The sequence below is a fragment of the Bacillota bacterium genome, assembly GCA_012727955.1.
In the GTDB taxonomy this organism is placed as follows: Bacteria; Bacillota; Limnochordia; order DTU087; family JAAYGB01; genus JAAYGB01.
Map to the genome: position 1 here is coordinate 1 of JAAYGB010000020.1, position 20,594 is coordinate 20,594.

Annotated in this window: 17 protein-coding genes; 15 read left to right on the forward strand and 2 right to left on the reverse strand. The window is 54.2% G+C overall.

Annotated features, from left to right (window positions below; genetic code table 11):
• Window positions 1-354: 354 nt before the first annotated feature.
• From GX030_04160 to folB, 4 genes are all read left to right on the forward strand, one after another.
• The gene (locus tag GX030_04160; protein ID NLV91573.1) at window positions 355-2,898 is read left to right on the forward strand and encodes a SpoIIE family protein phosphatase; all 2,544 of its coding nucleotides are present in this window, start codon (window positions 355-357) and stop codon (window positions 2,896-2,898) included.
• A gap of 101 nt (window positions 2,899-2,999) precedes the next feature.
• A complete protein-coding gene (gene tilS, locus GX030_04165) occupies window positions 3,000-4,478 on the forward strand; it encodes a tRNA lysidine(34) synthetase TilS (protein ID NLV91574.1) in 1,479 nt (492 codons plus the stop codon).
• 113 nt (window positions 4,479-4,591) lie between these two features.
• Window positions 4,592-6,496 carry an ATP-dependent metallopeptidase FtsH/Yme1/Tma family protein gene (locus GX030_04170; protein NLV91575.1) on the forward strand — a complete coding sequence of 635 codons (1,905 nt, stop codon included), beginning with the start codon at window positions 4,592-4,594 and terminating at the stop codon, window positions 6,494-6,496.
• A 33-nt stretch (window positions 6,497-6,529) separates the two neighbouring features.
• The gene (gene folB / locus GX030_04175; protein NLV91576.1) at window positions 6,530-6,904 is read left to right on the forward strand and encodes a dihydroneopterin aldolase; all 375 of its coding nucleotides are present in this window, start codon (window positions 6,530-6,532) and stop codon (window positions 6,902-6,904) included.
• Window positions 6,905-6,981: 77 nt separating this feature from the next.
• Here folB and GX030_04180 read toward each other — a convergent pair whose 3' ends face one another.
• Window positions 6,982-8,229, reverse strand: a complete 1,248-nt coding sequence (locus GX030_04180; GenBank protein ID NLV91577.1) for a trypsin-like serine protease — start codon at window positions 8,227-8,229, stop codon at window positions 6,982-6,984.
• Window positions 8,230-8,371: 142 nt separating this feature from the next.
• On the opposite strand from GX030_04180, the gene GX030_04185 reads away from it, so the two are divergent.
• From GX030_04185 to GX030_04195, 3 genes are all read left to right on the forward strand, one after another.
• Entirely contained in the window at window positions 8,372-9,211 is an 840-nt protein-coding gene (locus GX030_04185; protein NLV91578.1) for a biotin--[acetyl-CoA-carboxylase] ligase, read from the forward strand.
• A 55-nt stretch (window positions 9,212-9,266) separates the two neighbouring features.
• Window positions 9,267-9,473, forward strand: coding sequence for a hypothetical protein (locus tag GX030_04190; protein NLV91579.1), 207 nt, complete (start codon window positions 9,267-9,269; stop codon window positions 9,471-9,473).
• Between the two features lie 154 nt (window positions 9,474-9,627).
• Entirely contained in the window at window positions 9,628-10,761 is a 1,134-nt protein-coding gene (locus tag GX030_04195) for a hypothetical protein (GenBank protein ID NLV91580.1), read from the forward strand.
• Window positions 10,762-10,885: 124 nt separating this feature from the next.
• On the opposite strand, the gene GX030_04200 is transcribed toward GX030_04195, so the two are convergent.
• Entirely contained in the window at window positions 10,886-11,044 is a 159-nt protein-coding gene (locus GX030_04200; GenBank protein NLV91581.1) for a hypothetical protein, read from the reverse strand.
• Window positions 11,045-11,456: 412 nt separating this feature from the next.
• Between GX030_04200 and GX030_04205 the strand changes: the two genes are divergently transcribed.
• From GX030_04205 to GX030_04240, 8 genes are all read left to right on the forward strand, one after another.
• Window positions 11,457-11,921 (forward strand): CtsR family transcriptional regulator, encoded by a 465-nt coding sequence (locus tag GX030_04205; GenBank protein NLV91582.1) that lies wholly within the window; start codon window positions 11,457-11,459, stop codon window positions 11,919-11,921.
• A gap of 24 nt (window positions 11,922-11,945) precedes the next feature.
• Window positions 11,946-12,452: a hypothetical protein gene (locus GX030_04210; GenBank protein ID NLV91583.1), complete on the forward strand. Its 507-nt coding sequence runs from the start codon at window positions 11,946-11,948 to the stop codon at window positions 12,450-12,452.
• Window positions 12,453-12,494: 42 nt separating this feature from the next.
• Window positions 12,495-13,565 carry a protein arginine kinase gene (locus tag GX030_04215; protein NLV91584.1) on the forward strand — a complete coding sequence of 357 codons (1,071 nt, stop codon included), beginning with the start codon at window positions 12,495-12,497 and terminating at the stop codon, window positions 13,563-13,565.
• Window positions 13,566-13,613: 48 nt separating this feature from the next.
• Window positions 13,614-16,061: an ATP-dependent Clp protease ATP-binding subunit gene (locus GX030_04220; protein NLV91585.1), complete on the forward strand. Its 2,448-nt coding sequence runs from the start codon at window positions 13,614-13,616 to the stop codon at window positions 16,059-16,061.
• Window positions 16,062-16,235: 174 nt separating this feature from the next.
• Window positions 16,236-17,621: a DNA repair protein RadA gene (radA, locus tag GX030_04225; protein NLV91586.1), complete on the forward strand. Its 1,386-nt coding sequence runs from the start codon at window positions 16,236-16,238 to the stop codon at window positions 17,619-17,621.
• 4 nt (window positions 17,622-17,625) lie between these two features.
• On the forward strand, window positions 17,626-18,699 hold the full coding sequence (gene disA, locus GX030_04230; GenBank protein ID NLV91587.1) for a DNA integrity scanning protein DisA: 1,074 nt from the start codon (window positions 17,626-17,628) through the stop codon (window positions 18,697-18,699).
• A gap of 141 nt (window positions 18,700-18,840) precedes the next feature.
• The gene (locus tag GX030_04235; GenBank protein ID NLV91588.1) at window positions 18,841-19,284 is read left to right on the forward strand and encodes a CarD family transcriptional regulator; all 444 of its coding nucleotides are present in this window, start codon (window positions 18,841-18,843) and stop codon (window positions 19,282-19,284) included.
• Between the two features lie 235 nt (window positions 19,285-19,519).
• Window positions 19,520-20,530 carry a PIN/TRAM domain-containing protein gene (locus tag GX030_04240; protein ID NLV91589.1) on the forward strand — a complete coding sequence of 337 codons (1,011 nt, stop codon included), beginning with the start codon at window positions 19,520-19,522 and terminating at the stop codon, window positions 20,528-20,530.
• Window positions 20,531-20,594 lie beyond the last annotated feature (64 nt).

Below are 20,594 nucleotides of genomic sequence, written 5' to 3' on the forward strand. Positions count from 1 at the left end.
GCTTTGGATGGCTGGACGACGTTGCTGTGATCGATGTGGCTTGGCGGTATTTGAAGGATCAGCTGCCCCGATATCTGTCCTAGATTGTGCTTACCACATCGACTTTCCTTTGACTTCCCTCCGTTGCAGCCGCTGGCCTGTCTTTGCCGTCCCAGTAAATCTCGAATCCAAGTTACAAACTCCTTCGGATTGTTATTTCCCTCTGGCAATGGCTGGAGAAAATTGGGATCCTTTGGAAATCTTGGGAGGGAGCCCCTCAGCCTTTCGACATAGAATCCACCATTGGTGATGTTACCATAGTGATAACACTGCCCTGATTGTCGGCAATTATTCGGTACACGAGGTGGGTTCTAGATGGCAACCAATAGGGAAGAGTATGCTCGAGTCTTACCCTTTCATAGAGAAAGTTCAACGGGGGACAAGCTCAGGGGGGAACGAGCCCGGCAGGGTACCAAAAGGCGGCAGGGGAGAATAACTCCCTTCCTTCTTTTCCGCCGCTGCTTGGGAGCACTGCTTCATTGGTTCATCACCGCCTTGAGCCAGAGGGGTGCTGCCTTGATGGCGGTAATGGGATTCTTCGCGGCCCGAGGGGCACTTTTCGGTGAAATTGCGCCCTTTGGTCCGGCCTTCTTTGGAATGATCCTGCTGGTTAGGCCCCAACTGGCCCTACCGGTATTTCTTGCGGTGTTGGCCGGGACATCGCTGCTGAGCTGGAATGATGGCTTGCTCTGGCTCACCGGCGGCACTGTCACTTGGATTCTCCTCCGGAGCCGCCCCAAGGCCCTTCAGCGGCTGAGTCCTCGCCTGCAGATTACTTTGGTCTTCGCCACCGCCTGTATAGTCCTGTCGAGTCTTGGGGTGGGGCTGCCCTGGCCGTGGTGCGGAGCCTATGTGTTGATTCTGTACGCCACCTGCCACCTTTTACATCCTCTAGTCGAGACCCGAAACCTGTCCGCGGGAAAGACCTTGACCCCGGAGCAAATCATCGCTGTTCTGGCCCTAGTGGTTATTCTCTTTTTGGGTGTGGCCAAGCTGCAGATTGGTCCCTGGGTGCCCCAGGTCAGCCTCAGCCTAACGGTGCTGCTGCTAATGGCGACCCAATGGGGAGCAGGGGTTGCTGCCATTGCCGGCATTTGCCTCGGAGTCTTGGTGGCGCCGGCTCTACCCGTAAGTCTGGTGTCTGCCATGGGAATGCTGGGCTTGGCCGGGGTTGGTACCGGTCTCGGTGCCCGCTATGGTCGCTTTGGTGCCACTGTGGGCTTCTTGGCGTCAATTTTTCTGGTCTCAATGGATATCCTTGAGCTGGAGACCCTGCAGTTTTGGTGGCTGCATGGGATTGTCGGGTGGGCTGTTTATATTGTCTTACCTACCCCTTGGGTGGACAATTGGGCCGCGGTACTGCCGGGCTCCCAAGCTTCCTTGTATCGACAGGCGAAATCCGAGGCTCGTCTGCAGCGAGAGGTAAACTCTCAACTCAGTGATTTGGCCGGCGTGTTCTCCAACCTCGCGGATACCTTCTCTGCGGTGCCCCAGGCCCGAACCATGGAGCTAGATTACGGCAGCAGGCTAGATGCCCTCAGCGAGCGGGTGTGCCGGGAGTGCCCTTCCTTTGATCGTTGCTGGAAGGATTCCTTCTACTTGACCTATTGGCAGTTCATGGAGCTGTTAACGGGAATCGAAAAGAGGGGCAAGACCGATATCGCTGATCTCGGCGAGGAACTGAAGGAACGATGCATTCGGCCGACACAGTTGGTTCTCAACGCCAATTATCTTTATGAGATGCTGCAAGTGGATGCCCATTGGCGTCAGCAAATTGAGGAAAGCCAGGAGATTGTGGCGGCACAACTGCAGGGAGTGGCCCAGGTCTTTCGCTCCTTTGCCAATACTGTGCATGTCAGGACGGAATTTGTTGAAGAATATGAGGAAAAGCTGGCTCTACAGTTTAAGCGGGCGGGTATCGACGGGCAGGTTAGGGTGAGAGTGTCCTCCGGCGGGCGGCTGCAGGTGGAGCTGACGGGCTCCGCTGCCTTGACGTCGCCGGAATGGAATGGGAAGATCGAAGACATCATATCCTCGGTAATGGAAACCCAGTACCAATTGTGGACCCGGCGAGCCTGCGACAGAGCTGATAAGAGCAGCAATCTGCGGCGGATGGTATACTTGCCGAAACCCACCTATGAACTGGAGATTCAAGCCGATGCCGCGCCCCGCAGTGGCGGCTGGGTCAACGGTGATACCTTTACCAGCCTACGCTTGGATGATGGGAAGGTGGCGATTGTCCTCAGCGACGGCATGGGCAGTGGTTCCAAGGCAGCCATGGAAAGCGGCACCACCGTCAAGTTGTTGTCGGAGCTGTTAAGCTGCGGCTTCGAACGGCCCTTCGCAGTGAAAATCGTCAACTCTATCCTGCGGATGCGCAATCCCCAGGATATGTTCACCACTGTGGACTTGGCCATCATTGACGTTTACTCGGGGCAAATCGAGTTCACCAAGATTGGAGCGGCTCCCAGCTACGTGATTCGCCGGGATGGAGAAGTGGATCGGATCCAGCTCAACTCGATACCCTTGGGAATTTTGCAGCGGGTTGATTACCAAAGCGAAGTGATCTGTTTAGAGCCCTACGATACCCTAGTGATGGTTACCGACGGCATTATTGAAGCCGGCAGCCGTACCACCGGTGGAGATGAATGGCTGCTCCACTATTTAGCAACTCCGGTACGGGAAGATCACAGCAACTTAGCCCAGTCCCTACTGGCCAAGGCTCAAGGAGCAGAGAATGGGCCCCAGGATGATCAGACGGTGATCACCGTGACCCTCAGGCCCTTGCTGCAACCGGTCGGACAGCCCATGTCCCACTCCCGATTGGACATTCCCGTCATTGTTCGTAGTTCCGCTTGAGTTTTTCTCGGAAGTTGTCAGACTAGGGGAAGGATCCCTATCTACTGTCGTGGAAAGAAGAAATGAGAAGTCAACCCAAGCTTTGTGTGTAGGGGATAACGGTGGATTTATTAGACAAAGTGATCAAGACCTGTGAGTCTCGCGATCTGTTAGAGCCCGGTGACGCAGTGGTCATTGGGCTTTCCGGTGGTCCGGATTCGGTGGCTTTGCTGGATCTCTTGTTCCGAATGCGGCAAGAGTGGCAGCTGTCCCTCTACGTAGTTCATCTCAATCACATGTTTCGGGGAGCCCAGGCTGAGGAGGATTTTCAGTTTTGCCGGGAGTTGGCGGCTAAACTGGGTCTTCCCTTTTTCGGTTATCGGATCGATGTGACAGAATACAGCCGGAGCCGAGGCCTAAACAGCCAACATGGCGGGCGGCTCCTGCGTTATCTCCTCTTTTCTGAGGTAGCTAAGGAAGTTGGGGGAGCGAAGGTGGCGGTGGCCCATCACCGCAATGACGTGGTGGAAACCTTCTTCATGCGGTTGCTCCGGGGCGGAGGCCTAAAGGGCCTGTCCAGTATCCCGCCGAAACGAGGTAACGTGATTCGGCCACTTTACGATGTGACTAAACCTGAAGTCGAAGCGTATTGTGACCAGCGGGGCTTAGAGTGGCGCCTGGATCCCAGCAATAACTCTGAGAAATACTGGCGCAACCGAATTCGACTCAGGTTGTTGCCCTTTTTAGAGAAGTTTTCCGCCGACCTGGTGGAGAGTACCTCCCGGCTGGTGGAGATTGTGCGCAGCGAGAATGAGTTCCTGGAGGAGTTGACCCAGGCCGCCTGGGACCAGTTAGTCCAAAGAGAGAAAGACTGGCAGTCTCGGGGGAAGTATGTCTTTGCCTGGGATGAGTTCACTGCTCAACCCCTGGCCCTGCAGCGCCGGCTGGTGCAAATGGCCTACCTTAAGATGGGGGTTAGTGATTACCAGCTGAGTTTTGCCCATGTGGAACAGGTTTTGGATCTGGTGAAGAACCAAGGGGGCCAGCAGGATCTGCCCAAGGGAGTCAGGGTGCAGGTGAGCAAGGACCGGGTGGGATTTTTCCTATCGGAGCCAGGAAAGCCCACAGGCTCTACACCGGCGAAGGCGTCGGCACTGCCCCGTCGGCAGCTAACCTTTGGGGAGAATTCCCTCCCGGAATGGGGACTGGAAATCACCCTGAAGCAGTGTCAAAACTGGCCCACCCCGGAAGAACTAAGGGATGCATTGGCACAGCAACGGGATACTTGGCACAGGGGGGGAAACTGGGAGATTTGGCTGGATGCAGCCAAGGTAGCCTTGCCGCTGTCTTGTCGCCAAAGACTAAAAGGTGATCGGTTTAGGCCCCTGGGCATGTCGGGTAGTAAGAAATTAAAGGATTATCTGATTGACAGGAAAATACCAAGAGAAAAACGGGATCTGATCCCGTTATTGTGTGATCAGCAGGGGATTGTTGCGGTGGTTGGTCATCAGCAGGCTGAGGACACGAAGATCACCGACAATACCACCATTGCCCTTCGAGTGACCTTTCGACAGACAAGGCAATCGCCGCTGGAGGCTTGACAATGAGAAGCAGGCGGTTGTAGTAGGGACAAATAGCTGTTATAATATGATAATGCCCTTATGTGTAAATAATCTTAGGAAAGCTTCTCATTGAGGTGAGGGGAGGACAGAATTTGAATAGATTTTTGCGCGGAATCAGTCTGTACCTGTTGATTGCAATCATTGCCGTATCCATTGTTAGCAGCCTCTATCCCAGTGTCTACTTCAAGCTTAGCTTGGGCTACGGGGAGTTTATCGAGCGGCTGGAGCAGGGACAGGTACGACAGGTTAATATGATAGGAGAGCAGCGAGTCGAGGGTACCCTGCGGGATGGAACCAACTTTGAAACCACGATTCCCATCGGAAAGATGGCTGAGCTCTCCGACGACTTGATGGCCAGGGGAGTCCAGGTGACTGCCTCTGCTCCTGAACCTACTCCTTGGTGGCTGGCGCTGTTGCCTAATATCATCACACTGGTGATCTTTATCGGAATTTGGCTTTTCATCCTCAACCAGATGCAGGGCGGTAATAACCGGGCCATGTCCTTTGGCAAGAGTAGAGCCAAGCTGCAAACCGAGGACAAGGTAAAGAAGGGTTTTGACGATGTAGCCGGTCTCGATGAAGCTAAGCAGGAATTAGTCGAGATCGTGGATTTCCTCAGGCACCCGAAGCGCTTCGTTGAGCTCGGTGCCAAGATTCCCAAAGGAGTGCTCCTGGTAGGCCCGCCAGGGACCGGTAAGACCCTGTTGGCCAAGGCGGTGGCCGGAGAAGCTGGAGTTCCCTTTTTTAGTATCAGTGGTTCTGACTTTGTAGAAATGTTCGTAGGTGTCGGTGCCTCTCGGGTCAGGGATATGTTTGACACTGCCAAGAAGAGCGCACCCTGTATTGTTTTCATCGACGAGTTGGATGCCGTGGGACGCCACCGGGGTGCCGGTCTGGGGGGCGGCCACGATGAGCGGGAACAAACCCTGAACCAATTGCTGGTGGAGATGGATGGATTTGAGGCCAACTCTGGAATCATCGTGATGGCAGCAACCACCCGTCCCGACGTCTTGGACCCGGCATTGTTGCGCCCGGGCCGATTTGACCGGAAGATCGTCGTCGATCGTCCCGATTACGAAGGTCGAATCGAAATTCTCAAGGTACACTCTCGGGGCAAGCCTTTGGACTCCACCGTGGATCTCAAGGTATTGGCCAGGAGAACCCCGGGCTTCAGTGGCGCCGATCTGGAGAATCTGATGAATGAAGCGGCAATCTTGGCGGCGCGTCGGCGGAAGCGAACCATCAGCATGGAAGAGTGTGAAGAGGCCATTGACCGAGTGATGATGGGTCCGGAACGAAAGCGGAAGGCGATGTCCTTAGAGGACAAGAAGGTCTTTGCCTATCATGAGGCGGGTCACGCCCTGGTAGCCAGCTTTGTCCCCAATTCCGATCCGGTACACAAGATTACCATCGTCGGTAGAGGGTTGGCCGGGGGTTACACGATGATTCTGCCCGAGGAAGACCGGTACGTAATGACCAAGTCCCGGTTGGAAGACCAGTTGTCCTGGATGCTGGGAGGCAGAGCCGCCGAAGAGATCGTCTTCAATGAGGTTAGTACCGGAGCCCAGAATGACCTGGAGCGGACTACTAAGTTGGCTCGCCAGATGATCACGGAATACGGAATGAGTGAGCGCTTAGGACCCTTGACCTTCGGTCGACGCCATGAAGAACAGATCTTCTTGGGCAGGGATATCTCCAGGGAGCGAAACTACAGTGAAGAAGTCGCGGCAGTAATCGACGAGGAAGTCCGACGTCTCGTGGATAACGCCCATGAAAGGGCCATTAACATCCTCACGGAGCACCGAACGGAACTGGACGCCGTGGCCGAGGCTTTGATCGAGCGAGAGACCCTCAATCGTGAGGATTACGAGGAGATTCTCGCTGCTCCCGAGGAGACCTTGCGTCGTCTGCGGCAGAACCGAGCCCTTCAGCAGAGCGACGATGATAGTCCCATCAACGAGGTGGGCTTTGATCCCGAGCCTAATCCTGTAGGTTAATTCCACCCACGTCAAAAGGAGGTTGACCTATCAATGGATCGTCTGTCACTTAAGGGTATGCAGTTTTACGGCTATCATGGAGCCTATGAAGCTGAGAAAGAGATGGGTCAACCCATTGAAGTTGATATCGACCTGCTGGGCGATTTTAGCAGCAGCAGTCAGACCGATGATGTAGAGCTCAGTGTCAGTTACGGCGACATCTATGCTATCGTCAAGGATTTGGTGGAGGAGCGGGAATTCAACTTGATTCAAGCCCTTGCCGAGGCGATTGCAGAAGAGGTCCTGGCCAGTTGTGACGTTGACAGGGTTACCGTTAGGGTGAGAAAACCCATGGCTTCCATCGGTGGTATCATCCAGGCAGTAGAGGCGGAATTAACTCGACCAATTACTACTGTCGCTGGCGAGTAATACGATAGAATCAAGAAGGGGAGCAGTACTTAGCTGCTCCCCTTTTCCTATGCCTATTAGGTTCCTTTCGACAACCTCTAATCGATATCTTCGGGTCTTTCGCCCACAATCAGCGGAATCTGCAGTTGTGTACCTCCCCGCCGCACGGTGAGGGTAATCTGCTGTCCCGGTTGCAGTTGTTGTACCTTAGCCATGAAGTCCTGGGTACCGCGAATGGGCTTTCTATCGATGGCGATGACGTAGTCCCCTTCCTTCAGTCCAGCCTTCTCCGCGGGCTGACCCTCCAAGACATTGACGATGACAATGCCTTGGGCGCCGGAGACCCGGAAGTATCTTTCTGCGCTTTCATACTGGACTCCCAGCCACGGGGAACCTCGCTCTACCTTGCCCTTTTCAATCAGGTCCGTTAGAACCTCTTTGGCTGTATTGATGGGAATGGCAAAGCCAATTCCCTGGGCTTGGGCGTTAACCGCAGTATTGATTCCGATGACTTCACCCTTGATGTTCAAAAGGGGTCCGCCACTATTTCCGGGGTTGATGGCCGCGTCGGTTTGCATCAGGTTTTGGTACAGTTTGACCGTGGATTTGTCATAATCGGGAATGCTAATTTGCCGGCCCTTGGCGCTGAGTACGCCAATGGTTACCGTATGGTCGAACTGCTCACCGTAGGGATTACCGATGGCAATGACAAACTCGCCGGGACGGCTGCGATCGGAATCGCCCAGAGGTAGTGTTGGCAGTTCCTTCAACTCCTGGGGCTTTTCAATTTTCAGTACCGCCAGGTCCAGCATGTAGTCGGCGCCAATTAGCTCCGCCTCCACCTCGCCATCGAATTCCGCGGTGGTGATGCGAACGGTAATGGTCTGGCCTTCACCGACATCCCCCACCACGTGCTGGTTGGTGAGAATGTGACCCTCGGTATCAATGATAAAGCCCGTACCCGCGCTTTGTCTCGGTTGCGGTCGACCGGGGGTGGGGAAGGGGAAGAATCTGTCGCCGAACCAGAAACGGAAGAAGGGATCATCAAAGGGTGATCTCGAGGTATCTATTTCCGGTTGGGGCCACTCCACGGAGATGAACACCACGGCGGGACTACTATCCTCGGCCACATCGGCAATGAGATAGGGATTCCCCGTTAGGGCGGCAGCGGCGTAGACCTTGGAATTACCCACCAACTGACGGTCTGCCGGTACTTCTGCCTGCTCTGAAGGATTGGCACTATTCCAGCGTGGAATAGGTAAGGCATCAGAGCCCCAAAGAATACCTCCGACGGTGAGTACCACGGTGAGCACCACCGGGAGGAGGATACGATGTCGCTTTCGCATTTGCTGATTACCTCCTAAATACTCCCTGAAGCTTCGGTTTTCAGTTGGGGAAAAGACTTCTAGAGATAATTATACCCAATGGGGCTTTCTGTGTAAACTAAATGCAATTGTTTGTTAAATATAGAGGTAAGGTGACCGAACAATGAACCAAGCTAATATCCCCCTGTCTGCCCAAGGGGAAATGTTGGCCCAGCTGCAGGCCGCTGCCAAAGAAGTAACCTCCTATCTACACTTAGCTGAGACGGAGTCCACCAATGATGTGGTGCGGGACATGGCCCGCCGTCAAGTGCCGGAAATTGCAGTGGTGGTCGCCGATGCACAAACCCGGGGACGAGGTCGATTGGGTCGACGCTGGATTTCCCAGCCGGGCACAGGGTTGTGGGTGAGCCTCCTGGTTCGTCCCGGAACTGCCCATCGCATAAGTGGAACTCTGTCCCTCGCGGCTGCGTTGGCGACCAAGGAGGCCATCGGCAGCCTTTGCGGGCTTACCAATCTGCAGCTGAAATGGCCCAACGATGTGGTGGCCGACTCCGGAAAATTAGCGGGGATCTTGGTGGAGGGTGGGGGCGCTACCGCCTTGAACTGGGCGGCCGTTGGGATCGGCATCAACGTGACAAAGCCTCCGGAACTGGCCGCTTTGAACCGTCCCGTGGTGGCCCTTAACGAGCTAAGCCCGACACCGGTTGGCCGCAGCCAGCTCTTGATTAGGTTGGTTGGTGCCTTTGGTCGGTTTTATCGGATTTTCCAAGAAGACCCCAGGAAAATCGTTGCAGAGTTTTCCCGTCACTGTGCCACTCTGGGGCAAGAGGTTACTTGGCAGGTCCGGGATCAGGACGGGACTTCCCGTCGGGGACAAGCCGTGGGAATCGATGACACCGGGGCATTGCTGGTCAGACCCCAGGGCACAGACCGGCTGACGGCCTTGACCGCGGCTGAGATAAGTCTCGGTACTCTTTCCGATGGGGCGGGCAGACAAGAATAAGACCCCGCTGTCTGTGGGAGGCTACTATCAGTACCCGTATGAAGGGGGGCTAGGCTTGTCACAGAAGGAAAAGGAACTAAAGCGTATTGCCGAGGAGTATTCCGTTGCCCCTTTAGATCTGGAAGATGGCACCCAGCTGCCTAACCTCATGGGCTGGTGGGCGATGTACGACTTTCAAAACTATCGAGCCCGTATCTTGGAGGAAATAGCTGATTCCCTGGGGGAATCCGTTGAGGAGGTCCCTGGACGTACTAAGTATTGATACGTTGAAAGCCCTTGCCGCCGTATCTGGTGGCAGGGGCTGTTTTTTCGGATAAATCTGTTAAAGCCAGAAGGTGCCCACGGTTTCCAGTCGTAGTCAGTTATCAGAGAACAAGCACAAATCTGCAAAACTGTCGAGGCGGAGGGCGAAGTAAATGACTATGACTGAGCGGGAACGATATGTAGCGACAATGACCTTTGGAACACCAGACAAGATACCCTTTCAGCCCGGCGGCCCCCGGGAGTCCACTTTGGCCACCTGGCGAACTCAAGGGTTGCCGGCGGAAGGTCACTGGTATCAGCACCTAATGGAGGAACTGGGGATTGACTATCAGCCGCCGGGACCGAAGGTAGATCCTGGGGTGTCCTTTATTATGATCCCCACCTTTGAGGAGAAGGTACTGGAACACAAAGACGGTCACTATATTGTCCAGGATTGGATGGGTGCGATCACCGAGATCTCCGATGAGTATGACTACACCTATCTCAGAATGCCCAAGGATTTTGTCACTAGGAAATGGCACAAGTTTCCCGTGGAGACCAGGGAGGACTGGGAAAAAATGAAACCCCGGTATGATCCTGCTTCACCGGGGCGTTTTCCCGAGGATTTTGCCCAGCGGGCGCAGCTGCTGGAAAACCGGGACTATCCCGTCTCCGTTAGCGTCAATGGGCCCTTCTGGCAGCTGCGGGAGTGGCTGGGATTTACCAACCTCTGTATTAAGCTGGTGGAGGAGCCGGACTTTATTCGCGAGATGATCGGCTTTTGGATCCAGTTTGTCGAGCAGGTCCTGGAGAAGATGCTGGCATCCTTTGTTCCCGATGCAGTTTGGATTCATGAAGACATGGCCTACAAGGCCCACAGCATGATTTCTCCGGCAATGACCCGAGAATTTCTCATGCCGGCCTACCAGCGGTGGGAAAAACTCCTGCGCCGTCATCAGGTGCCGGTCATAGCCCTGGACTCCGATGGGTATGTCGGTGAGTTGATTCCCATCTGGATTGAAGCAGGAATCAACTGCTCTGGCCCCAATGAAGTGGCGGCCCACAATGACATCGTGGAATATCGTCGCCTCTATGGGACGAAGATGGCCTATACCGGGGGTATTGACAAGCGAGCCATTGCCAAGGGCGGGAAAGCAATGGAAGAAGAAGTTATGCGGGTGGTTCCTCCCCTCTTAGAGCAGGGCGGTTTCATTCCCGGTTGTGACCATGGGGTGCCTCCCGACATTTCCTGGCCCAATTTCGTTGCCTATGCCCGGCTCTTGGCTCAGCTGACTGGTTGGTTATAATCTGTCCTAATCGCCAGGTCCAAAAAGGCCCTGGCGCCTTCTGGACTACTGCAGCAAGACGGGGAAAGCTCGCTTTCCCCGTCTTGGCCTCTGGCTATAAGTCTATGATGAAAGGTGATACGCTCTAGCGGCCCTGAGCCGCTAGCCCCAACTCTCGATTCAATGCCTTGCGAAGAGGGACGAGTCCCCGCTCCTTGGCCTTGGGGCTTAAAGTTGAATTCTCAATGGCTGCTATGGCTTGGGCCAGCCGCTCGACTTGTTCCTTCCGTCCCGTTGATTTCATGTCTCATCCCTCCGCAGATATGATTTCCATCCATTAGTATGTCCAACTCCCCGGCAAATATACCAAAGTAGGTAAAAAATTAACAAAACCGGTGGAACAGGGGTCGGTCTGACCTTTCCTGACCAAAAGACGAAGTTTAGAGGAGCTAGGGTGAGAAAAACTTTGGTTTGACAAGAATTTTCCCCCTCCTTCCTGGCGGAGGCTGGAAAATGGCCGAAAACTGGTTTTGCTTAGGCCAGAGAAAGACGGGTACAATACCAGTGAAGGTCAGGGAAGGTCAAAGGCCGCGAGTGGCTAAAAACCATAGTGGCGGAGACAATAGATATGGGTGGATTTTCCACTCCGATGGTCTGGGTTTGGCCCCGGCAGCAGGGGGCATCGTGGCTGTATCTTGGTGAGAAGGAGGGCGCTGATGGCTACCCTGGCTGATCACATTGAAAATTATCTAAAGCGATTGTTAAGTGAGATGGGGCAGGATACCCTTCATATCCGTAGGACCGATTTAGCTGAGCGCTTTCAGTGCGTTCCGTCTCAGATTAACTATGTGCTAAAGACCCGATTTACCGCTAAACATGGGTACATTGTGGAAAGCCGCCGAGGGGGCGGTGGGTATATTCGCATCACTCGTCTGCAGCCGGTAGAGGGCGAACAGCTGATTTCCTGGGCCTACAATCAGGTGGGTAGGACAGTGTCGAAAGAGGGTATAGAATACTTGCTGGCCCGGCTGGAAGATGCGAAAGTCTTGGAGGCCGAGCAGATCCGACTAATTCGCGCTGTCATCGATCAAGAAACCCGGCTGTTGGAGCCTTCCATAGCAGGGATGGTCAGAGCCGCTTTGTTTCGGGCTCTGTTGGTAGTATCGGTAGGCAGTCGATAGTGAGGGCAGAGGAGGCGTAGGGTGATGATCTGTGAAAAATGCGAGCGACGACCGGCGACGGTACACTTGACCCAAGTGATTAACGGCCAGAAAACCGAGGCGCATCTCTGCCAAGAGTGCGCTGCGGCCCAAGGAGATTTTGGCTGGCTGGATCCGCAGTCTACCTTCCAGAGCTTTCTGGGAAAGGTATTGGAAAATGAATTTAAGTTTCTGGGAAGAACCCAACCACAGACCATTCGTTGCCGCACCTGTGGTCTGTCCTATAACGACTTTCACAAGTTAGGTCAATTGGGGTGTGCAGATTGCTATGCCCAGTTTTCGCAGCAGCTAAAGCCGCTGCTGCGCAAGCTGCATGGGACGACAACCCATTCGGGGAAGGTGCCTCGGCACAGCGCTCCTGAGCTTTGGCAGCAGCGGGAGATCGAAGAGCTGAGGGGACGACTATCCCAGGCCATCGCCGAGGAAAATTATGAAGAGGCTGCGCGTCTGCGGGATTTAATTCGCGCCAAGGAAGCGCAGACCGCTGATTAAGAAAAGAATTGTGCCTGAAGAGGACGGAAGGGGATCGGTGCGATGGCATTAGAGGATTTATTCAAGAAGGCAGCGCCTAAGTGGATGCAGGCCAAGGGGCCTGAGGATGATATTGTGATTGCAAGTAGAGTTCGTCTGGCCCGGAATATAGCCAACATTCCCTTTTGTGCCGTGGCCAGTGATGAACAGCTGCGCCAAGTTCAGGAGTTGGTTAAGGCTGTTGCGGCTCAAATGAATTTGGAAGGTTCTGTGGGGACATTACACTTTAGAGCCATGCCGGAAGTGGAACAGTTGGAGCGACGACGACTAGTAGAAAAACATCTAATCAGTCCCCAACATGCCCAGCAGGTGAGGAATCGAGCTGTAGCCCTGAGCGATGACGAGACTTTGTGCATTATGGTCAACGAAGAGGATCACCTGCGGATTCAGGTGCTCTATCCCGGGTTGCAGTTGCTGGCGGCCTACGAAAGGGCAGACAAAACCGACGATGAGCTGGACGCTAGGCTCAACTTTGCCTTTTCCGAAGAGGTAGGATATTTGACCGCGTGCCCGACTAATGTTGGTACCGGAATGCGGGCATCACTAATGATGCACTTACCGGCATTGAGCGCGACGGGCGTCATGCCCCGAATTATCAATGCCGTTCGGCAATTGGGACTGACGGTACGGGGTATCTATGGAGAGGGTACAGAGGTAGTGGGCAATATCTATCAGGTCTCCAATCAGGTGAGTCTCGGACGCAGTGAGCGGGAGATCATTGAACACCTGACCAATGTGGCGGAGCAGATCCTTGCCCATGAACGCACAGCGAGGAATACCCTTTTAGAGTCCAATAGATTAGCCTTGGAAGATAGGATTTGGCGGGCCTATGGAGTTTTGTCCCACTCTCGGATTTTGAATACCGCCGATGCCCTGGGATATCTATCAACGGTGCGCCTGGGCATCGACCTAGGTATTATCACTGGTTTGGAGCCTCGAATTCTGCAGGAATTGATGGTGATGATCCGGCCGGCCCATCTCCAGTTTATTATGGGGCGGGAGCTGGAAGCGGAACAACGGGATGAGTATCGGGCCAGTCTGATTCGAGAACGATTGAAACAGCCTAACGGTTGACAGGCCCTTCACTAGTGCGGAGGAGACTTGGAAAGGGAAGGTGACTTTATGTTTGGTCGATTTACCGAACGAGCGCAACGGGTCATTGTGTTGTCGCAGGAGGAGGCGCGGCGGCTAAATCATAATGTCGTTGGCACCGAGCACATTCTGTTGGGGCTGGTAGCCGAGGGTGCCGGTGTGGCAGCAAAGGTATTGGCAGACCTGGGGGATCTCGAAGATGTCCGCAAGGAGGTAGAGCGGGTCATCGGTCGGGGTGAAGGGGGTCCTGTGGGTCAGATCGGCTTTACTCCCAGAGCCAAACGGGTACTGGAATTGGCCTTTGATGAAGCCCGCAAACTGGGACACACCTATATCGGGACGGAGCACATCCTCTTGGGCTTGATCCGGGAGGGTGAGGGAGTTGCTGCCCAGGTACTGCGGAACATGGGTGCCGACATTGACAAGGTTCGTCAGCAGGTAGGGGAGCTTCTCGGTGGCGGCGCCGGCGGCACCGGGGCCAAGGCCGCAGGAAGGCGGAAAACCCCCACCCTGGATCAATATGGCCAGGACTATACCGAGTTGGCTCGGGAAGGGAAACTGGACCCCGTCATTGGCCGGGAGCAGGAGATCCAGCGGGTAATTCAAATCTTAAGCCGGCGAACCAAGAACAATCCCGTCTTGATCGGAGAGCCGGGCGTTGGGAAAACCGCGGTGGCGGAAGGGTTGGCGCAAATGATTGTCGCGGGCGATGTTCCAGAGACCCTGACCAACAAGCGATTGGTCAGTTTGGACATGGGTTCCCTGGTTGCCGGTTCCAAGTTCCGGGGTGAGTTTGAGGAGCGACTCAAAAAGGTGGTGGAAGAGATTCGTGCCGCGGGCGATGTGATTCTCTTCATCGATGAAATGCATACCCTCATCGGCGCCGGTGCTGCCGAGGGGGCCATCGATGCCTCGAATATCCTCAAACCCTCCTTGGCCCGAGGTGAGCTGCAGGCCATTGGAGCTACTACCTTAGATGAGTATCGCAAGTATGTGGAGAAGGATGCCGCCCTGGAGCGGAGATTCCAGCCCATCATGGTTGATGAACCTACCGTCGAGGAGACCATCGAAATCCTTAAGGGCCTGAGGGATAAGTATGAGGCCCATCACCGGGTTAAGATCACCGACGAGGCCCTGGTGGCCGCGGCCCGGCTGTCGGATCGGTATGTAACGGAGCGGTTCCTGCCCGACAAGGCCATTGACCTCATCGATGAAGCAGCCTCTCGGGTACGCCTCTCGGCCTTGGTACCGCCTCCAGAGTTAAAGGAACTGGAGGATCGCATCAATGAGGCCCGGGTTGAGAAGGAATCTGCGATTAAGAATGAGGAATTTGAAAACGCCGCGGCTTTGCGGGATAGGGAGCAGAAACTCAAGGAGGAGTTAGAGGAAAAGCAGGCTCAGTGGAAGCAAAGCCGGAGCATGCGCTCAGGAACGGTGACCGAGGACGATATCGCTGAGATTGTGGCGGGGTGGACGGGAGTTCCCGTTACCCGACTGGCCCAGGAGGAGTCGGAGCGGCTTCTGCACCTGGAGGAAATCCTCCACGAGCGGGTGATCGGTCAAGACGAGGCCATCGGTGCCATCTCTCGGGCTGTGCGCCGGGCTAGGGCCGGTCTAAAGGATCCGAAGCGCCCCGTGGGCTCCTTTATCTTCCTGGGACCAACGGGTGTGGGTAAGACGGAGTTGGCCCGGGCCTTGGCGGAAGCTCTCTTTGGAGACGAAGAGGCGATGGTTCGTCTGGACATGTCGGAGTACATGGAGCGACATACCGTTTCCCGGTTAATCGGGGCGCCTCCAGGATATGTCGGCTACGAAGAAAGTGGGCAGCTAACGGAGCAGGTGCGCCGCAGGCCCTATTCTGTAGTTCTCTTTGATGAGATCGAAAAGGCTCACCCCGAGGTCTTTAACATCTTGCTGCAGGTGTTGGAAGACGGCCGTCTAACCGACGCTCAGGGACGGACGGTGAATTTCCGTAACACAGTGTTGATTATGACCTCCAACGTGGGGGCTCGGCAACTGCAGCGCTCCGAGCGCATTGGATTCCATGTGGGCGATGCGGCGGAACAGGCTCGTTCCGAATATGAAGCGATGAAGGATCGGGTTACCGGAGAACTCCGCCGTACCTTCCGACCGGAATTTCTCAACCGAGTTGACGACATCATCGTCTTCCATTCGCTGCAGCGGGAGCACATTCACCAGATCGTGGACATCATGGTCAAAGAGGTGCGGGAGCAACTGCAGGAGCGGGATATTGAATTAGTGGTGGATCAGGCCACCAAGGATTTCCTCGTGGATAGGGGATTTGATCCTGAGTTCGGTGCTCGCCCCTTGCGTCGGGCCATCCAAAGATATATTGAGAATCCCCTGTCGGATCACATCCTGGCGGGCACCTTCAAAGACGGTGATACCGTGGTAGTCACGGTGCGGGGTGAAGCCCTGGAATTTCAAAGGAAGGAGCAGGGAGTCCCCGTTAGTTAGTAAAGGGCAATTGGCTTTTTGCGGCGATGAAGTAAAACTGAGTTGAACAAAGCCAAGAGCGTAATGGGCGGTATCGGCTTCAGATACCGCCCTTTCAATTGTAAACTGCGCTGGTTAGTGCTATAATTAAACTGATTAATTATATTCTATTCTAATTTTATCTAGGAGAAGGTTATGGCTCGACTTAAAAGCCAGTATGTGTGCCAGGAGTGTGGGCATTCTACCAGTCGATGGTTTGGACGCTGTCCTGCCTGTCAAGCTTGGAACACCTTGGTAGAGGAGGCCCTTCCTGAGCCCAAGCGCAGATCTGGTCAGGCCTTTATGGCGCAGGGCGGCACCAAGCCCCAGCGCCTTCCCCAGGTGGAAGCCGTGGAGTCCCAACGGCTGGATACCGGTATCGGTGAGCTTAATCGAGTCCTGGGAGGCGGGATTGTTCCCGGATCCCTGGTCTTGGTGGGTGGCGACCCGGGGATTGGCAAGTCCACTCTCCTATTGCAGGTGGCCGCCAACTTAGCAAAGTCCGGAAGGGAAGTAATGTACATCTCCGGGGAAGAGTCTCCCCAACAGGTGCGGTTAAGGGCCCAGCGGTTGGGGGCCTTGGAGGACAATGTGCTGGTCCTGGCTACCACTGAGATTGAAGCAGCAACCGGTGCTCTGGCACAGTCAAAGGCCTCCCTGGCCATTGTGGATTCCATTCAGGCCATGGGCAGTGCCGATATCACTTCGGCGCCGGGAAGTGTCGGCCAGGTGCGGGAGTGTACCGGGCAACTGCTGCAGGTGGCAAAGCAACAGGGATTGCCAATTATTCTGGTGGGGCACATGACCAAGGGCGGCGCCTTGGCGGGTCCTAAGGTATTGGAGCATGCCGTTGATGCTGTTCTGTATTTCGAAGGGGACAGCTCCGCCAACTATCGCATCCTGCGGGCGGTGAAGAATCGCTTTGGCTCAACCAACGAAATCGGTGTTTTCGATATGAGCGCTCGGGGATTGACAGAAATTACTAATCCATCGGAAATGTTTTTGGCGGAAAGACTGGAGCAGTCTCCCGGTTCCATTGTCATCGGCAGCATTGAGGGCAGCAGGCCCCTTTTGTTGGAGATCCAGGCCTTGGTGAGCGCTACGGCCTTTGGCGGAGTTCCCCGCCGGCAAACCACCGGGGTAGACTACAATCGGGTCGCGATGATTTTGGCAGTATTAGAAAAGAGAATGGGATACCCACTCCAGACCCATGATGTATTTGTCAACGTCGCAGGAGGCGTCAAGGTTACGGAACCGGCAGCGGACCTGGGCGTTGCCTTGGCAGTTGCCTCGAGTTTACAGAATGTTGCCATGAAGCCCGGCACCGTTGCCCTTGGTGAGATTGGGCTGGGGGGAGAAATCCGCGGGGTGCCGCAGATTGAGCAGCGCTTGGGAGAAGCTGCTAAATTGGGGTTTCAACAATGTTTAGTCCCGACCACTGCGGTGAAGAATATAAACGTGGATGGATTTGGAATCGAAGTTGTACCAGTTCGCCGCATCGAAGAAGCGTTGCGTGCGGTGGGGTGCTCAACCAGGAGGTGAAAGAATGAAAGCCAAACTTGATGAGTTCTGGTCAAAGACCCTCCCGCTTGTGGCCCCGGGTACGGCGCTGTCAGAGGGACTGGAGAACATTTTGCGAGCTCGGACCGGTGCTCTGATTGTGGTGGGCGACAGTGAAGAAACGCTGAGCCTAGTCAATGGAGGGTTTCGGATTGACGCAGAGATGAATCCCACGGCCTTGTATGAATTGGCCAAAATGGATGGTGCTATTATCCTTTCCTTTGATGCCAAAAGGATTCTTTATGCCAATTGTCAGCTAACCCCGGATCCGATGATTCCCACCTTTGAAACGGGAACTCGCCATCGGACCGCGGAGCGGGTGGCTAAGCAGACGGGGGAGCTGGTGATTTCCATTAGCCAGCGGAGGAACGTCATCTCGTTGTACAAGGGAAATGTGAAGCATGTCCTGCGGGACGTCGGGGTGATTCTGGCCAAAGTCAACCAAGCGCTCCAGACCCTAGAGAAATATAAGTCGGTGCTGCAGCAGGTGCTCACCAATTTGACGGCCCTAGAATTTGAGGGGGCGGCAACCTTAGCCGATGTCACTATGGCGGTACAGCGGGCGCAAATGGTGGAGCGTGTGGCTAATGAGATCGAGCGATACATCATAGAATTGGGAACAGAGGGTCGTTTGGTTAGTATGCAGCTGGAGGAATTGATGGTCGATATTGAAGACGAGGGGTATTTGGTGATCAAGGACTACCTGACCTCGGATCGGGAGGAGACTGCCGAACAGGTCTGGCAGAGTTTATCCAGTTGGGAGTCGGAGGATCTCTTGGACCAAGCCCTGACGGCCAGAGCCCTAGGCTATGGCAGTAACATGAACAATCCCGATTATCCCGTTGTGCCCCGGGGTTACCGGGTGGTCAGTCGCATTCCTCGGTTGCCGATGCCGGTGATTGAGAACTTGGTCAACACCTTTAAAGAACTGCCCAATATTCTGCAAGCTAGTATCGATGAGCTGGACGATGTTGAGGGTATCGGTGAAGTCAGGGCCAAGGCCATTCGGGAAGGGCTGCGTAGGATGCGGGAGCAGGTGTTGTTGGACCGGCACATTTAGCGATAGTTGCGAAAAGTCGGGAACATTGACCTTTTTGATTGATTCTATTATAATATAGGGTAGGGTTTTTATACGTAGAAACGGATATGGTTGGGGGTTGATTGGTTGGGTTTTAATATCGGGGATAAAGTAGTGTACCCTATGCATGGTGCTGGGATTATCGAGAAGATCGAAGAGCGGGAAGTACTGGGCGAATTGCAGAATTATTACATCATGCGTCTGCCCATCGGCGATATGAAGGTGATGATCCCGATGGAGAACGCTGAGGAGATAGGGTTGCGCCCCGTGATCGACGAGGAGGGTGTGGCTCAGGTTCTCAGTATCTTGCAAGAGGGGCAGACAAAGATGTCTTCCAACTGGAATCGTCGTTATCGCGCCAATATGGAGAAGATCAAGAGTGGAGACATTTTCGCTGTAGCTGAAGTCGTGCGTAATTTGGCGATCCGAGATAACGAGAAGGGACTGTCTACCGGTGAGCGCAAGATGCTGGAGAATGCAAAGCAGATCCTTATTAGCGAATTGGTGCTTGCCCAGGACCTTTCCGAAGAGGAAGTTGAGCAACAGGTTCTTAGTTTTTTTGAATAAGGGGGACGTGTGCCCCTAACTTGACAGCGGACAACAACGGTCCGCTGTCCTGCACTTCAGTTGGATTTCTTGCTTTGATTTCATGGATATTTCTTCAGGAACTGGAAAGACTAGAGGCCGGAGGGAAGGAGGTGAGCAGTTGTAGATGAAAGCAGTCAGATTTTTCTCTGCGCTTTTAGGTGCTGTGCTGGGTTTTCAGTTAGCAGAGTACGTGCTAGAGAATGGTCTCGGCGGGATGAGCGGGGAAGCTCTGGGAGTGCAAACCCCTCACTGGCTGATCGGGGGTGCAATCTTTGGTTTGATCATGGGACTTTTGATTGGCCCCGCACTGGTGAGACTCTTTCAACGCTGTATCGGTGCAACGGTGAATAATTTACATCGGGCTTCCCTGACTGAAGTTGTGGCTGGCGCCATAGGGCTCTGTGTTGGGCTCTTGATAGCTATTTTAATAACTATACCAATTCCTAGAAGTATTCCAGTGATCGGAGACTATATTCCTCTATTGATTACAGCCTTTCTGGGGTATATCTCAACCATTGTTTCCGTGAGAAAAAAGGATGACCTCTTCCAATTGCTGACGGGAACAATGCAGCGAAATGCAGAGCGGGGTCAGAAAAACGAAGGAAAACCAGCCCCGGTGGGAGCAAAGATCCTTGACACCAGTGTCATTATCGACGGTAGGATATCGGACATTTGTAGTACCGGATTCATTGGGGGAACCTTATACGTACCTGGCTTTGTTCTCGAGGAGCTACAGCATATTGCAGACTCTTCCGATGTGCTCAAGCGCAATCGTGGACGGCGAGGTTTAGACATTTTGAACAAGATGCAGAAAGAGCGCAAGGTGAATGTGAAGGTACTGGAATGGGACTATGATGATATTTCAGAAGTCGATACCAAGCTGGTGAAGCTCGCCAAAGCGCTGAATGCGAAGGTTGTCACCAATGATTTCAACCTCAACAAGGTAGCGGAGTTACATGGTGTTCAAGTGCTGAATATCAATGAATTGGCCAACGCCGTCAAGCCCATCGTTCTGCCTGGAGAAGAGATGACCGTTCATGTAATCAAAGATGGCAAGGAGCAGGGACAAGGCATCGGCTATCTAGACGATGGAACAATGATCGTGGTTGATGGTGGACGTCGTTACATAGGAGAAACTGTCGGAGTACTGGTGACCAGCGTGTTGCAGACTGCTGCCGGGCGAATGATTTTTGCTAAACCCAAGGCTTTGGAGCGCGCTCTGTAATGATACGCACTTTTTGCCCCTGAATCCGGGGGCTTTTTTCTTTTCATCATCTTTTTCTCTTAAG